General features: G+C 66.1%; 16 protein-coding genes and 2 pseudogenes. 5 read left to right on the forward strand and 13 right to left on the reverse strand.

The window, feature by feature from the left end:
- Positions 1-12: 12 nt before the first annotated feature.
- The 4 genes from AC1D2K_RS02220 to AC1D2K_RS02235 are packed head-to-tail and all read right to left on the reverse strand — an operon-like array spanning position 13 to position 3,924.
- Positions 13-1,140, reverse strand: coding sequence for a CaiB/BaiF CoA transferase family protein (locus AC1D2K_RS02220; protein ID WP_478085970.1), 1,128 nt, complete (start codon positions 1,138-1,140; stop codon positions 13-15).
- Positions 1,137-1,553 carry a cobalamin B12-binding domain-containing protein gene (locus AC1D2K_RS02225; RefSeq protein WP_478085972.1) on the reverse strand — a complete coding sequence of 139 codons (417 nt, stop codon included), beginning with the start codon at positions 1,551-1,553 and terminating at the stop codon, positions 1,137-1,139. The genes AC1D2K_RS02220 and AC1D2K_RS02225 overlap by 4 nt, the downstream gene beginning before the upstream one ends.
- Positions 1,550-3,172, reverse strand: coding sequence for an acyl-CoA mutase large subunit family protein (locus tag AC1D2K_RS02230; RefSeq protein WP_478085974.1), 1,623 nt, complete (start codon positions 3,170-3,172; stop codon positions 1,550-1,552). Before AC1D2K_RS02230 ends, AC1D2K_RS02225 begins: the two co-directional genes overlap by 4 nt.
- Complete coding sequence (locus AC1D2K_RS02235; RefSeq protein WP_478085976.1) at positions 3,169-3,924, reverse strand: enoyl-CoA hydratase/isomerase family protein; 756 nt, start codon at positions 3,922-3,924, stop codon at positions 3,169-3,171. The genes AC1D2K_RS02230 and AC1D2K_RS02235 overlap by 4 nt, the downstream gene beginning before the upstream one ends.
- Positions 3,925-4,128: 204 nt before the next feature.
- Between AC1D2K_RS02235 and AC1D2K_RS02240 the strand changes: the two genes are divergently transcribed.
- On the forward strand, positions 4,129-4,881 hold the full coding sequence (locus tag AC1D2K_RS02240; RefSeq protein ID WP_478085977.1) for an IclR family transcriptional regulator: 753 nt from the start codon (positions 4,129-4,131) through the stop codon (positions 4,879-4,881).
- 111 nt (positions 4,882-4,992) lie between these two features.
- On the opposite strand, the gene AC1D2K_RS02245 is transcribed toward AC1D2K_RS02240, so the two are convergent.
- Positions 4,993-5,823: an aldo/keto reductase gene (locus AC1D2K_RS02245; protein WP_478085978.1), complete on the reverse strand. Its 831-nt coding sequence runs from the start codon at positions 5,821-5,823 to the stop codon at positions 4,993-4,995.
- A 118-nt stretch (positions 5,824-5,941) separates the two neighbouring features.
- Between AC1D2K_RS02245 and AC1D2K_RS02250 the strand changes: the two genes are divergently transcribed.
- Positions 5,942-6,850 (forward strand): LysR family transcriptional regulator, encoded by a 909-nt coding sequence (locus AC1D2K_RS02250; RefSeq protein ID WP_478085980.1) that lies wholly within the window; start codon positions 5,942-5,944, stop codon positions 6,848-6,850.
- Positions 6,851-6,951: 101 nt separating this feature from the next.
- Here the strand turns inward: AC1D2K_RS02250 and AC1D2K_RS02255 are convergent, their stop codons facing one another.
- The 3 genes from AC1D2K_RS02255 to trxC all read right to left on the reverse strand — a co-directional run bounded on the left by AC1D2K_RS02255 (position 6,952) and on the right by trxC (position 8,920).
- Positions 6,952-7,479 carry an N-acetyltransferase family protein gene (locus AC1D2K_RS02255; protein ID WP_478085981.1) on the reverse strand — a complete coding sequence of 176 codons (528 nt, stop codon included), beginning with the start codon at positions 7,477-7,479 and terminating at the stop codon, positions 6,952-6,954.
- 292 nt (positions 7,480-7,771) lie between these two features.
- On the reverse strand, positions 7,772-8,335 hold the full coding sequence (locus tag AC1D2K_RS02260) for a hypothetical protein (RefSeq protein WP_478085982.1): 564 nt from the start codon (positions 8,333-8,335) through the stop codon (positions 7,772-7,774).
- A gap of 147 nt (positions 8,336-8,482) precedes the next feature.
- Positions 8,483-8,920 (reverse strand): thioredoxin TrxC, encoded by a 438-nt coding sequence (trxC, locus tag AC1D2K_RS02265; protein ID WP_478085983.1) that lies wholly within the window; start codon positions 8,918-8,920, stop codon positions 8,483-8,485.
- 139 nt (positions 8,921-9,059) lie between these two features.
- Here trxC and AC1D2K_RS02270 point away from each other — a divergent pair, with 139 nt between their 5' ends.
- Entirely contained in the window at positions 9,060-9,992 is a 933-nt protein-coding gene (locus tag AC1D2K_RS02270; protein ID WP_478085985.1) for a hypothetical protein, read from the forward strand.
- A gap of 153 nt (positions 9,993-10,145) precedes the next feature.
- Here AC1D2K_RS02270 and AC1D2K_RS02275 read toward each other — a convergent pair whose 3' ends face one another.
- Positions 10,146-10,721 (reverse strand): hypothetical protein, encoded by a 576-nt coding sequence (locus AC1D2K_RS02275; protein WP_478085986.1) that lies wholly within the window; start codon positions 10,719-10,721, stop codon positions 10,146-10,148.
- A gap of 5 nt (positions 10,722-10,726) precedes the next feature.
- Here AC1D2K_RS02275 and AC1D2K_RS02280 point away from each other — a divergent pair.
- Both AC1D2K_RS02280 and AC1D2K_RS02285 read left to right on the forward strand, forming a co-directional pair.
- A pseudogene (locus AC1D2K_RS02280) lies at positions 10,727-10,789 on the forward strand (hypothetical protein); the annotation flags it as partial.
- Positions 10,790-10,871: 82 nt separating this feature from the next.
- Entirely contained in the window at positions 10,872-11,303 is a 432-nt protein-coding gene (locus tag AC1D2K_RS02285) for an ABC transporter substrate-binding protein (RefSeq protein ID WP_478085988.1), read from the forward strand.
- A gap of 38 nt (positions 11,304-11,341) precedes the next feature.
- On the opposite strand, the gene AC1D2K_RS02290 is transcribed toward AC1D2K_RS02285, so the two are convergent.
- From AC1D2K_RS02290 to AC1D2K_RS02305, 4 genes and pseudogenes are all read right to left on the reverse strand, one after another.
- Positions 11,342-12,502, reverse strand: a complete 1,161-nt coding sequence (locus AC1D2K_RS02290) for an acyl-CoA dehydrogenase family protein (protein WP_478085989.1) — start codon at positions 12,500-12,502, stop codon at positions 11,342-11,344.
- Complete coding sequence (locus tag AC1D2K_RS02295) at positions 12,495-13,448, reverse strand: MaoC/PaaZ C-terminal domain-containing protein (protein WP_478085991.1); 954 nt, start codon at positions 13,446-13,448, stop codon at positions 12,495-12,497. The genes AC1D2K_RS02290 and AC1D2K_RS02295 overlap by 8 nt, the downstream gene beginning before the upstream one ends.
- Positions 13,445-14,350, reverse strand: a complete 906-nt coding sequence (locus AC1D2K_RS02300; RefSeq protein WP_478085992.1) for an SDR family NAD(P)-dependent oxidoreductase — start codon at positions 14,348-14,350, stop codon at positions 13,445-13,447. The genes AC1D2K_RS02295 and AC1D2K_RS02300 overlap by 4 nt, the downstream gene beginning before the upstream one ends.
- Positions 14,347-14,591, reverse strand: a pseudogene (locus AC1D2K_RS02305) (long-chain fatty acid--CoA ligase); the annotation flags it as partial. The pseudogene AC1D2K_RS02305 and the gene AC1D2K_RS02300, both read right to left, overlap by 4 nt.

Here is a 14,591-nt window from a genome sequence, read left to right on the forward strand (position 1 = left end):
CCGGCGCGGCGCTCACAACGCGACCCTCCCCAGCACTTCGTCGCCGTGCTCGTCCAGCAGGGGCGGCAAGCCGTAGCTCGGCGAGAAGCCCTGGAAGCGGATCGGGCTGGCCACCGCCTGCAGCGGCAGGCTGCCGTCGCCCAAGGACACGACCAGCGAGCGCGCGGCGGCGATGTCGCTGTGCAGGGCGGCGTTGAGCGTGCCGACCTCGGCCACCACCACGCCCAGCGGGCTCAGGCGGCGCACCCATTCGGCCGCGGAGGCCTGGCGCAGCACGCTGGCGATCGCGCCGATGACTTCGGCCCGATGCGCCCGCCTCCCGGCCATGGTCGCGAACTTCCGGTCCACGATCCACTCCGGACGCCCGATCTCCCCGCAGAAGGTCTTCCAGAACTTGTCGTGGGTGATGAACAGGGTGAGCCACCCCTCGGCCGTCGCGAAGATCTGCGCCGGAACGACGTAGGGGTGCGACGAATCCGCCAGCCGCTCGATGATCTCGCCGGCGTTGAGCGCGGCGCCCGCGAGGTAGTTGAGCTGCGAGAGCATCACGTCGTACATCGCGACGTCGACCTGGCCGCCCTGGCCCTGCACGATCTTGGCCAGCAATCCCACCGCGGCCACCAGCCCGGCCGAGTTGTCGACCGCGGAGTAGCCGGCCTTGGTGGGCGGCGCCTCGGGGTCGCCGGTCAGCGCCATCACGCCCGTCATCGCCTGAATGACGTAGTCGTAGGCCGGGTTGTCCGCATACGGCCCGTCGAGGCCGTAACCCGTCAGGGCGACGCAGACCAGGCGCTCGTTCCATTCCCGAAGCGCGTCGTAGGTGAGGCCGAGCTTGCGGATCGCCGAGGGCCGCAGGTTCGTCACGAGCGCATGCGAGGTCTCGACGATGCGGCCCAGCGCCGCGCGCCCCTCGTCGCTGGCCAGGTCGAGCACGACACTCTTCTTGTTGCGGTTGAGGCTCGCGAAGTAGGCGTTGTGCGGCCCCACGAAGTGGGGGCTGACGGTGCGGCCGATGTCGCCCTCGGGCGTCTCGATCTTGATGACTTCGGCGCCCATGTCGGCCAGCATCAGGCCGCAATAGGGGCCGGCCAGCATGTGGCCGACCTCCACGATCCGGATTCCCGCGAGCGGCGCGTTCATGCGAGACTCTTCGCCAGCGAACGGACGACGACGTCCAGCGGCATGTCGGCGGTGAAGATCGCCGTGACGCCGAGGTCGCGCAGGTAGGGCTGGTCCTCGGCCGGGATGGTGCCGCCGACGAAGACCTTCACGTCGTGCGCCCTGAGTTCGCGCAGCTGCGCGATGACTTCGGCCACCAGCTCCTTGTGGCTGCCCGACAGGATGCTCAGGCCCACCGCGTCGACGCCCTCGTCCACCGCCACCTGCGCGATCTGCAGCGGACTGCGACGCAGGCCGGTGTAGATCACCTCCGCGCCGGCGTTGCGCAGCGTCAGCGCGATGATCTTGGCGCCGATGTCGTGACCGTCGAGACCGGGCTTGCCGATCAGTATCCGCTTCGCCGCCAGCGCGGCGGAGGTCTGTTGCGCACTCATAGGTTCACCGGTTCCTTGAATTCGCCCCATTGCTCTTTCAGGCGCGCCACCATTTCGCCGACGGTGGCGTAGGCGTGGCAGCACTCGACGAGGTAGGGCATGATGTTGACGTTGTCCTTGGCCGCCGCCGCGGACAGCCCGGCCAGCGAGCGGTCGACCTCCGACTGCCGGCGCGTGTCGAGCACCCGTTGGAATTTTTCGAGCGCGCGCTGGGCCACGGTCGGGTCGAGCGTGAACACCTCGCCCACCTTGATCTCCTCGTCCGCCTTCTTGAAATGGTTCTGGCCGACGATCACGTTGCGGCCCGAATCGGTGTCGAGCTTGCGCTCGAGCCCGCGCTCGGCGAGCCGCAACTGGATCCACCCGTCCTCGATGGCCCGGACCACGCCGCCGTAGGCATCGATCTCGCCCATCACCTGGGTGATCTGCTGCTCCATCCGGTCGGTGTGCTGCTCCAGGAAGTAGCTGCCGCCCAGGGGATCGACCGTGCGCCCGATGCCGCTCTCGAAGGCGATGATCTGCTGCGTGCGCACGGCCAGCTCGGCCGAGGACTCGGTGGGAATCTGGAAGGCCTCGTCGAACGCGCAGGTGAAGATGGACTGCGCGCCGCCCAGCACCGCCGCCATCGTTTCCACCGCCACGCGCACCACGTTGTTGTAGGGCTGTGGTGCGACCAGCGACGAGCCGCCGCAGACCACGCCGAAGCGGAAGTGCTGGGCCTTCGGGTCCTGCACGCCGTAGCGTTCCTTCATCAGGCGCGCCCACAGTCGCCGGCCGGCGCGGAACTTGGCGATCTCGTCGAAGAAGTCCATGTGGACGTAGAAGAAGAACGACAGGCGCTTGGCGAACTTCTCCACGTCGCCGCCGCGGGCCTGCAATTCGTCCACGTAGGCCAGGCCGTTGGCCAGGGTGTAGGCCATCTCCTCGGCCGCCGTCGCGCCGGCGTCGCGCACATGGGCGCCCGCGATGCTGATCGGATTGAAGCGCGGCGAAACGTCGTTGGAATAGAGAATCGAGTCCGCGATCAGGCGCATCGACGGGCGCACCGGGAAGATCCAGGTACCGCGCGCGACGTACTCCTTCAGGATGTCGTTCTGGATCGTTCCGGTCAGCTTGCTGCGCGGAACGTTCTGCTTGTCGGCCACGGCCAGGTACATCGCATAGACGATGGCGGCCGTCCCGTTGATGGTGAACGAGGTCGATATCTTCGACAGGTCGAGGCCCTTGAACAGGATCTCCGCCTCGCTCAGGTTGGACAGCGACACGCCGACCTYGCCGATCTCCGGCCGCGCCATCGGGTGGACCGGATCCAGGCCGCACTGGGTGGGCAGGTCGAGCGCCACCGACAGGCCCGTCTGCCCTTTTTCCAGCAGGAACTTGTAGCGCTCGTTGGATTCCTCGGCGGTGCCGAAGCCCGAGTACTGGCGGATGGTCCAGAGGCGCCCCTGATACCCGTCGGGGAAGATCCCGCGCGTGAAGGGGTACTCTCCGGCCGCGCCGATATTGTCGGCCTGCACGGCCTCTGCGCCGACGCTGGTCGGGACTTCGATGCCGCTCGGGCTGACGGGGCGCAGCTGCGGCTCCAGGTCGGGCACCGCCGGATCGACGTCGCCGCTCATTTCGCGCTCCTGGCAAGAAACTTGTCCGACGCACGCCAGTGATCGTCATGCAGCCAGGTCTTCAGCACCTGCTGCCGCTCGACGGCGCGGCGGGCCTCGTAGGAAGCACCCTGGCGCCAGGCCGCGGTCTGCGCCTTGATGCCGCGCAGCACCTGGGGTGCGCACGCGAGCAGAGGTTCCAGGAAGGCCTGGACGTCCTCGCCTGCCGGGCCGTCCGAGACCACCACATCGGCCAGGCCCCACTGCAGCGCCAGCGGCGCGTCGACGAGCTCGCACCGGCTCATCATTCGCATCGCCCGGGCGCCGCCCACCAGCTGGCACAGGTCCGGCCCGCCTCCCCACGCCGACGAGATCGCCAGCCGCGCCTGGATGAAGCCGATGCGGGCGTGTTTCGCCTGCATCCGCATGTCGCACGCCAGGGCCAGCTCGGCGCCGCCGCCGATGGCGTCTCCGTTCAGGTACGCCAGCACCGGTACCGGGCATGCGCGCACCGCATCGAGTGCCGCGCGCGACTGCTCGGCCATGTCGATGGTCGAAGGCTCGTCGCGCACGCCGGCCAGTTCGACCAGATCGCCGCCGGCGGCGAAGAACCGGTCACCGGCTCCGCTCAGGACGATGAAGCGCGCGTCCGGCCGGGCTCCGGCCGCGGCCACGGCCCGCCCCAGTTCGGAGAGCACCCCCCGGGCGAGCGCGTTGTGCTTGTGCGGCCGGTCGATCGTGATCCACACGACGCCACCGGCACGTTCCTCCACTGCGATGTCCTTGCTTGTTTGCACGCTGTCTGGTCTCCGTCGAGTTGTTGCGTGCTGATGCTATGAACCGACATGTTCTAGAACAAGAACCAATGTTCAGCATTACGAACATAATGGGACGGCGAGAGAAAAACGGGGCGGATTGATCCGATTTGTTCAACGGGCCGAACTTCGGCCCTGCAGACGTTCATGGAAGGAAGCGCGATGTCCGGTGTGACAGTGACTGCGATCGAGCGGGTGATCGACATCTTCGAGGCGTTCCAGGCGAGCCAGCGGCCGCTGTCGCTGACCGACCTGTCGGAGGCGGTCGGCATTCCCAAGAGCACCTGCCATGCCATCGTCTCGACGCTGACGGCACGCGGCTACCTGTACACGCTCAACCGGCCGCGCGCGCTCTATCCGACCAAGCGCATGTACGACGTGGCGCGCGACATCCTCGCGAAGGATCCCTTCATCGAACATGCCACGCCGGTGCTGGAGCGGCTGCGCGACGCGACCCGCGAAACCGTGATCCTCGGCAAGCGCCAGGCGGAATCGGTGATCTACCTGCAAGTCATCGAAGGGCTTCACTCGATCCGCTATTCGGCCAAGCCCGGCGAGTTCAAGCCGCTGCATTCGAGCTCCATCGGCAAGGCCTTGCTCGGAAGCCTCAAGGAGCCCGAGTTGCGCACCTGGCTGGAAGGCCGGCAGCTGGCCCCCATCACCTCCGCCACGAAAACCGAGCACGAGGCATTGATCCAGGACATCCTGGAAAGCCGAAAGATCGGCTACTTCGTGACGCGAGGCGAGAACGTGAGCGACGTGTGGGCGGTCGCGACCTTTCTCACGATCAACAACGAAACGCTGGCCGTTGCCGTCGCCGGGCCGAGGCACCGGATCGAGGGCAACGTGGCCGAATGCGCCAACCTGCTGGTAGCGACTTGCAGCTTTTTGTCGCGACAAGTGGTGCGCGCTTAGGCATCACGGTGGCTCGGCACGCGAAGGCAGCGGAGTGATCTTTCCGATGTCGTTGTTGTTCGCATTGGTCGGCGTGTCGGCGCCCACCTGGGGTCACCACGTTGATGGGACTCAGAGCCGGGTTGCGTTCCACGCCGGCGCGAAGGGCGGCCGGACGTAGCGCTGGTCCTTCGGCAGTCCGGCGATGGCGGCACGGTCCTCCTCATCGAGCCGGATGTTCCAGGCGTCGAGGTTCGACTGCTGGCTCTGGCGCCGCTGCGCCTTGGGAATCGCGATCACACCCTCTTGATCCAGCAGCCACGCGATCGCGATCTGCGCGGCCGACATGCCGTGCTTGCGGGCGATCTTCTTCAGCGTTTCGTCGTCCGCCGCACGGCCCTGCGCCAACGGTGCGTAGGCGGTGAGCGGGATGCCCCGGCGGCGCACATAGTCGAGCAGCGGCGTCTGGGCGAGGAAGGGGTGGTATTCCACCTGGAGCGTGGCGATGGGTGCATCGACCTGTTCGAGCGCGAAGCGAAGCATCGGCAGATTGAAGTTGCAGATTCCGATCGCCCGCGTGCGCCCCTGCTCGCGCAGCGCCATCAAGGTTTCCAGGACCGCCGCCAGGTCCATGTCCTTCGCTGGCCAGTGCACCATGAACAGATCGACGCGATCGAGCTTCAGTCGCTCGAGGCTCCGGCCGAGCGCTAGGTCGATGGCGTCGGGCGACAACTGGTCGTGCCACACCTTGGTGGTGACGAAGATGTCGTCACGCGGCAATCCCGATGCCGCGATCGCCGCGCCGACCGCCTGTTCGTTCTCATACATGGCGGCGGTATCGATGTGGCGGTAGCCCAGCGCGAGCGCGCTCTCGACGACGGGTTGACATTCGTCGCCCGGCATCCGGAACGTGCCGAAGCCAAGCCGTGGGATGGTGACGCCCTGGGTCGTCAGATTCTTCATATCGTCGTTCCTTCTCCGGATCGCAGTGCACTGCGCGCTGCGTTGTCGCCATTCTTGATTTCCGGGGCAGGAATTGCGATAGCATGAGTTTCATTTAACTCATGCTGTGGAGTCATGAATGTCGGGCTTCAACCTCCAGGTGCTCGAGGGAACCCACGTCATGGCGGCAGTCGTCGACGCGAAAAGCTTCGGCGGCGCCGGCGACGCCCTGGACATGTCGCAGTCGGGCGTGAGCCGATCGATCGCGCGCCTCGAATCACGGCTGGGCATCCGTCTGTTCGATCGAACCACCCGATCGGTCCGGCTGACGGATGAGGGCCGACGCTTCTATGAGCAGGTCATTCCGCTGCTCTCTGCCCTGGATGAGGCAACGAGCTCGGCCAAGGATGGCGCTCGTTCGATTCGAGGCCGCCTTCGGGTGAATGTCGACCCATTCTTCTCGCGACTGATTCTCGGCCCGCGACTTGGCGCTTTCCTCGACAGCCATCCCGACCTTGAACTGGAACTGCTGACCCAGGATGAGTTGGGCGACATGGTCGCGCAGGGATTCGACGTGGCCATTCGATTCGGCCACCCTCGGACATCCTCGCTGGTCGCTCGCAAGCTGCTCGACACCCGTATCGTGACCGTCGCGTCGCCGGCCTACCTCAAGCTCCACGGCCACCCCACCGATCCTCACGCGCTCGACGCAAGCCATCACAGATGCATCCAGTTCCGCGATCCCGAGACGGGACGGCCGTTTCCGTGGGAGTTCCACCAGCGCCGGCGAAAGATCGTTGTCCAGACCCGCGGGCCGTTGACGGTGAACGAAGCCGGCACGCTGCAAAGCGTGTGTCTTGCGGGTCAGGGCATCGCTCAAATGCTGGAACTCGGCGCCGAGCAACTCCTCGCGCAGAAGAAGCTCGTGGCGCTCTTTCCGGACTGGTCGGGCGAGCGCTTCCCGCTGTACGCGTATTACCCCTCGCGGCACCACGTGGCCGCGAAGACGCGCGCGCTCGTCGACTTCGTCGCGAATCTGGTTCGCTGAGCCTGCCCCGGTGTCATCCGCCGGTGGAGGGCGCTGGCCGGAAGCTTCGGGGTCGCGAGCCTCAGAACCGCAGCCAGCGGCCCAGCCACCGACGGATGGCGTCACGCCGCGGGCGTGGCGTCGGGATCGGTGCGCGAATCGATCTTGAGCTGGAGGAAAGCGAGATCCAGCCAGCGGCCGAACTTGGTGCCGACCTCCCTGAGCAGGCCGACTTCCTCGAAGCCGAGCTTCTTGTGCAGCTCGATGGAACCCGCATTCTTCGCCTCGATGGCCGCCACCATGACATGCTTGCCGAGCGAGCGCGCACGCTCGATCAAGGCCACCATCAAGGCCCGGCCGATGCCGGCGCCGCGACAGTCCTGGCGCACGTACACGGAGTGCTCCACGGTATGGCGGTAGCCGTCGAAGGCGCGCCAGTCGCCGAAAGAGGCGTAGCCCGCCACCGCGCCGAGCTCATCCAACGCGACCAGGACCGGGTAGCCGACTCGCTGGCGGTCGGCGAGCCAGGCGGCGCGATTGGCAGCATCGACGGTCTTCTCGTTCCAGATCGCCGTGGTGTTGACCACCGCATCGTTGTAGATGGCGGCGATGCCATCGATGTCGCCCGGGCCGGCGTCACGTACCTGCATGATGAACTCCAGTCAAAGTCGAACTCGAGGTGCTTGCGGACTGCATGGCACGCATCAGCCGACAGCCCCGATCTCCTTGGCGATCACGCGCACCGTTTCCATCATCCGGCCGGCCAGTTCGCGGTTGCTCAGCGGCGCGCTGGCCTGCGACACCACCCGCGAGTCCCTCATTTTAAGGATGCAGTGCAGCGCTCTCCCCGGGTTCGGCCGCTGTTCCGGACACCATGATGCGGCCGCGCAACCTCGACCTGTCGCTCGACCCGTCGGACCGCGGCGGCGTGTGGCGCGGCGCTCAACGGTCCCTGCGCAACAGCTGGCGCAAGGTCGGCCTGGGCGTCGCTCTGGCCGCCTCCTCCGCTGCCTGCCGCTCCCGGTAGGCTTCGCGCTGGGTCCGGAGTACTGCGGAGAGCGCGGCGATGCTCGCCGCGTCGTAGTGCCAGATCCCCGTCACGGCGAAATGGCCGGCCTGTCCCGCGTGCGGCTTGGGAGTGACTTGAACGTTCGCCGTGCCGATGCTCTGCAGGATCTCCGCCCGGGCGCTGGCCAGCGTGGCTTGCCGCCCTTCGAAGCCCGCGATGTCGCGGCTCAGCTCGATGCCGATGGCGTGGATCGACGGATAGCGCTCGGCGATGAAAGTCACCACCTCGGCGAGCACCAGTTTCGGCAATGCCTTGGCCCGGAAGTCGGCGACGTCGGTGCTGACGAAGTTCTCGATCCGCACCGCGTCGCCGCCCGGGCTCGGGGTGACGGACTGGACGCGTCCGATCAGGGCGCTGCCGTCATGCACCTCGATCCGCTGGCCGAGCACGTAGGGCCGCCCATCCGGGCCGGTCAGGTGCAAGCGCTCAAAAGTCATGAATGAAGGTGGCGGGGAGATGCAGGAATGTACTTGGACGCAGAACGGCTCACGTGGCGCCCGGGGCCCCGGCTGTCACCTGCGGCACTCGCCGCGGGGCGCAGGCGCTGCCTGCCGGCAGCCGTCGCCCCGCCAATGCGCGCTGGCTCAGCGCGCGTGCGCTTCGGCCCAGCGGACGATGTCCGCCGCGCCCATCGCGCCGGCCTGGCGCGCCACCTCGCGGCCGCCCTTGAACAGCGCGAGCGTGGGAATGCTGCGGATACCGAAGCGCGTCCCGAGCGCAGGAACCGCCTCGGTGTCGACCTTGGCGAGGCGCATGCGCGGTTCGAGCCGGGCCGCCGCCTGCTCGAAGCCGGGCGCCATCTGGCGGCACGGACCGCACCACGGCGCCCAGAAGTCGACCAGCAGCGGAATCTCGCTGCGCGCCACGTGGCGATCGAAGGCGGCTTCGTCCAGCGCCGTGGAGCGGCCGGCGAACAGCGGCTGGTGGCAATGGCCGCAGTCGGGGGCGCTGCCGAGCTGCTCGGTGCGGACGCGGTTCGTGGTGTGGCAATGCGGGCACACGATGTGCAGCGTGTCGGTCATGGATTCTCCGTGGGCGGGCGGTCTCGTTCCAGGGACCTGGGGTCGCGCCACGCGAATGCAAGAAGACCGCGACCGTGGGCTTGGGCCCCGGTCCGCGGGATCCTGAAATAATAAACACTTCGTTACAGGAGTCTTATTCGTGAATTTGAGAACCCCTTCGACCGGTTTCGCGGTTCTGGCCGCCCTTTCCGTCCTGGCCGCAGGCTGCGCGCAGACCCAGAGCCAACCCCAGGCGGCGGCCGCGCCGGCGCCCGAGCCCGTGCCGGTCGCCGCACCGGCGCCGGTCAGGCCCGAAGTCCCGAGCACCGGCAAGACGAGCTACGACCAGGTCGTGAAGGCCGTGCGCGCGGCCCGCGGCGACGAGGCCAAGCTCGAAAAGGCGCTGATCGGCAAGGACCTGAGCGCCCGGGTCGCCAAGGTCAAGGGCGCGGGCGACGACTTCGCGGTCCGGCCGGCCGACCCGGTGCGGTTCCAGTGCGACGGCGAATCCTTCGCCGGCGGGCAGATCTCGTCGCGCATCGTGGGCGTCGAATGGTCCGCCGACACCAAGCGGGCGCTGCTGAAGGTCGATCGCTGCGGTCCGCCCGAGGCGGTGGCGAGCGCGCCGGCGTCCAAGGCGGCCCCCGCCGCGGCGGCGGTTGCTGCCCCCGCAGCCGCGGCCCCTGCTGCCGCTCCTGCCGCCCGCGGCCCCGCGAAGCCCGGCATGGACGCCCAGGGCAACGTGATCGACTCCACCAAGATCGAGTCCGGCAGCGGCCGGACCGTGAAGGGCATGAACGACTACGAAGGCGAGATCACCGGCAACCCGGCGCCGAACTCGAAGTTCACCAGGCTGCAGATCGGCATGAGCCTGAAGCAGGTGACCGACCTCGTGGGCGAGCCGACGGATTCGGGCGCCTACGTCACCGGCAAGGCCTTCATTCCCTTCTACTTCGGCGGCGACCGCACCCGCATCGAACTGGCCTACAAGGGCCAGGGACGCCTGATCTTTGCCGGCGGCAACCTCGGCAACATCTCGGGCGGCAACCTGACCTGGATCATCCACAACGCGAACGACAGCGGCTACCGCTGAAGTCAGGGGCGCGGTGTGCCCGCGGCAGGGTTGCGTGGCGCACTGGCGTTATAAAACGCCGCCCAGGTTTTGATTTTCAGACACGACCTCGAAAGGATCGGCTGAACTCCGGTCGCGTTGAGCCCGACCCGCGTGTCCGGCGCCTGCGAGGCCTCAGGCGGTGGAATCCCCGGACTTCGAGGACCGTCGTGCAAGGCGCCGGCCCGCATCGGGTACCAGGGGCGCGGCCAGCGTCGCCAACGTGATCGCGGACGGCGCGACCTCGAGCGTCGCCTGCAGCGTATCGATCACGTTGGCGAMGCTGTGCGTCGGTTCCCAAAAGCGATTCGGAGCCTCCGAATCCAGGGCGGCTTCCCACGCGGCCCAGATGGCGCTGCCATAGATGCTCACGAGCGACAAGCGCTGTTCGAGGATCGGCGGCGGCAGCTGAGGCAACTGCTGCGCGAGGTGCGCGAGGCAACGCCGGTAGCCCGTGTTCCAGGTATCTCCGACCGCTTCGCGCAGGAACACTCGGTCGGTCAATTGCAGATTCGCGATCATGCGGATGTAGGTGCGGTGCCCCGACTTCTCGCTCAGCTCGAGAAGCGGGAACGCCAGCGCCTCGATGAGGGTCCTGTTTCGATCCGAAGTGGTAATGCAACGACGCGTTGTTGCGCTGACCGGCCGCTGAAACGGTTCTTGCGAAACGGCGACATCGGCTACCAGGACGCAGCACGCCTGATTTCTCATCCTTCATGCTGCAGGCCCAGGCCTCGAAGGCGCAAGCGGTCGGCATCGCGAGCGCGGGCGGCGACCTGATCAACGCCATCAAGGCGGCGCGGGAGTTCGGCCTCACGAAGAATCAGACCCTGGCCCCCCCTGTCCGGGTCGATCACCGACGTGCACGCGCTCGGGCTGCAGGCGGCGCAGGGCCTCTTTCTCACCGAGGCCTTCTATTGGGACTTGAACGAAAAGACACGGGCCTGGAGCCATCGCTTCTTCGCGACGCACAAGCGGATGCCGAACCTGATCCATGCAGGAACCTATTCCGCCGTGCAAAGCTATCTGCGGGCCGTTCAGGCGGCGGGAACCGATGAAGCGAGTGCGGTCCGCAAGCAGTTGGGCGAATCCCGGATCGACGACGTGTTCGCCAGCAACGGCCGCGTTCGCGAGGATGGGCGCATGGTGCACGACATGTACCTGATGCAGGTCAAGAAGCCCTCCGAATCGAAGTATCCGTGGGACTACTTCCACGTGAAGGCCGTGATCCCGGGCGACCAGGCGTTTCAGCCGCTGAGCGAATCGCGGTGCAGCCTCGCGAAGAGCTCCTGAGCGGCATCATTCTCGAAGCGGCTTCGGCGTAACCCTCCTCAGCGCTTGAACAACTCCCGCGCAACGATCTCCTTCATGATCTCAGTGGTTCCGCCGTAGATTCGTTGCACGCGTGCATCTGCCCATGCGCGAGCAATGGGGTATTCGCGCATGTACCCATAGCCGCCGAACAGTTGCACACAGTTGTCCAGCACAGAGAATTGCATCTCGGTGGTCCAGAACTTCGCCACTGACGCGGTGGTCGTGTCGAGTTGGCCGCTGAGATGCCGCCTCAGACAATCATTGAGGAAGCTGCGTGCCACCAGCGTGTTGGCATGCGCCTCGACGAGACGGTGCCGGACGGTTTGCTTGTCGGACAAACTGGAACCAAATGCCTGGCGCTGGGTGACATACTCCTGCGTCCACGAGACAGCCGCTTCCATGGCAGCGACGGCGGTGATCGCCACCAGCAGCCTCTCTTGTGGCAACTCGTTCATCATGTAGCGGAAGCCGCAACCTTCTTCACCCAGCAAATTGTCCGCGGGCACGCGGACGTCGGTAAAAAACAGCTCCGACGTGTCCTGGGCGTGCATGCCGACTTTTTCAAGCCGCCGCCCACGACTGAATCCCTGACGATCGCCCTCGACGAGCAGCAGGCTCGCCCCTTTTGTGCCGAGCGCCGGATTCGTTTTGACTGCAAGCAGAACCAGGTCGGCGATCTGTCCGTTGGAGATGAAGATCTTTTGACCATTGATCCGCCAATGGTCTCCATCGCGTTCAGCTCGCGTACGGATCGCGCCCAGGTCGCTCCCGGCGCCGGGTTCGGTCATCCCGATGGCGCCGATCACTTCACCGCGGGCCATGCGCGGCAGCCACGACTGCTTTTGAGCCTCGGAGCCATAGTGGAGCAGATAAGGGGCAACGATGTCGGAGTGGAGATAGAACAACGGGCCGGTGGCGCCTGCACGGGCCATCTCTTCGACGACGATGGCGCTGTAGCTGAAATCTGCCCCCCCCCCGCCGTACTGCTCGGGTACGGAAAGGCATAGCAGGCCTAATTCGCCCGCGCGACGCCACAGTGAACGGGGGACCTGACCGTCGCGCTCCCATTGGGCATGGTGTGGTGTCACTTCTTCAGCGATGAAACGCCGCACGGTGCTGCGAAACGCGTGGTGATCTGCGCTGTCCAGCGGCGCATTCGTGGCGGCGAGGTCAGACATCGCGGAGGGCTCCTGAATTGAATCGATCGGGAAGAATGCGCGCCAGCCCACGATCCAGCACCACAACATCACGTTCGACGGCGGTGGCTCGGAACTGCACCTGTCCGGCTTCCTGCCAGAACTCGCATCGAAGCGCTTCGCCCGGATACAGCGGGGCAGTGAAACGGGCGCGCAGCTCGGTGAGCCGACTGGCGTCAAAGTCGCAGAACTCGCACACAAGCAACATTCCGAGCAACCCGAACGTACACATGCCATGCATGATGGGTCGCTCGAAGCCTGCTTGCCGCGCGATGTCCGGGTCGGCATGCAAGGGGTTGGGATCGGCGCTGAGCCGGTATAGCAACGGTTGATGAGTGGCCGTCGCTCTGAGGCGCATGCGCTCGGGTGGCCGCTCCGGAAGCGGGGCAAGTGGCGCGAGTGCGTCCGCCCCAAGCTGCAGCAACGGGGCGCCAGGCGGACTGAATCCACCGTCGCCACGCGCAATCACAGTCATCCATGATCGTACCCAGCATGCCCCGGTGTCGGCCCCGCAAAGCTCGCGCTCGACGATGAAGGCCGCCCCCTTGTCCGGACCTCGATCCTCGATCCGCAGTATCCGATTGCGACCGATCACCTCCCCCGTCGGCGGCAGCGCATTCAACCACTGGATGGCTTGCTCGCCATGCACCAGGCGCCTCCAATCCAGGCCGGTGTCGGGCTCGCGCATCCAGAAGCCCGGGTCGCCGAGCATTGCGCACATCGTGGGCAGTGCCTGCAAGCGATCCTCATACACGAATCGAAGGTGTCGTTCATCCCAGGCGTCAGCGCCCTGCGCCGCACCCACGCCCAGCGCGTACATGATGGTGTCGCGCGCTTCGTAGCGCTGACGCACGGTGGGCAGCGAGCGGTGCAACAGCGCCTCGGGATCCAGACGCCTGTCACCTGAAGCCGGCGTGAGCGTTGTCACGGCCGGGGGGATCCGAAGACGCCAAGCAGCGCATCCGTGGCACTGTCAAAGCCGCGTTCATTCGATACATCTGAAATCTTCGCCCATTGTTCTGCGACAAATTCGGGAGATACATCCTCTGCCGAGGCCTGTACCCCCTGGCCCTCGACAATCCTCACGGTCGAAAAGTAACCGCCACCCGCAGAGAGTATCTGGCCAGTGAGCCCACAAGCCTCAGAAGCCAGGAATGCCACGCCGGCCGCAACACGTTCCGGGGTGGCCTCAGTAAGAAGGCGCCCAAGCGGCAATCCCTCAGTCATTCGGGTGAGCGCGACTGGCGCTACCGTGTTGACGCGGATGCCGAACTTCTCGCCTTCGTGTTTGAGCGCATTCATCAGGCCCACGACCCCCAGTTTTGCGGCCCCATAGTTGCTCTGACCGAAATTGCCGTACAAACCGGCAGCAGAGGTCGTCATGACGATGCGGCCGTACTGCTGCTTTTGCATCACCGGCATGGCCGCCCGCGAGCACCAAGTCGATCCGAGGAGGTGAACTCGCACCACGGCCTCGAAGTCATCCGGATCCATCTTGTGCAGTGTCTTGTCACGCAAGATTCCTGCGTTGTTGACCAGCACATCCACGCGCCCGAATGCCTGCATGGCGGCATCGATCAGGTGCTGCGCCCCGGCTGGCCTGGCGATGTCGTCATCGTTGGCCAATGCCCGGCCTCCAGCCGCTTCGATCTCGCGTACCACTTTCTGCGCGGCAGTCGCATCGCCACTCGCTCCGCCAACGCTCCCCCCCAGATCATTGACCACAATGGCGGCGCCACGTTCGGCCAGCAACAGTGCGTGTGCGCGGCCCAAACCGCCTCCAGCGCCAGTGATCACGGCAACGCGGCCGTCAAAGCGTATCGAATTCATGTGGAGTCCCTTGCCAAACTGCGGCCCCCGTACAGAGCCTCGATTTCATTGATGAACTTTTCGCTGATGCTCTTGCGCTTGATCTTCATCGTTGCGGTCACCTCTCCATCGTCATGATCGAGTTCCTTGGTCAACAGGTGAAATTTGCGCACATGCTGCACCTGTGGCATTTGCGCGTTGACGCGATCCACCTCTGATTGCACCAGCTCGCGCACGCGCCCATGATCGGCCAAGGTGCGGA

The sequence above is a fragment of the Variovorax sp. P1_H12_2 genome, from assembly GCF_056405335.1.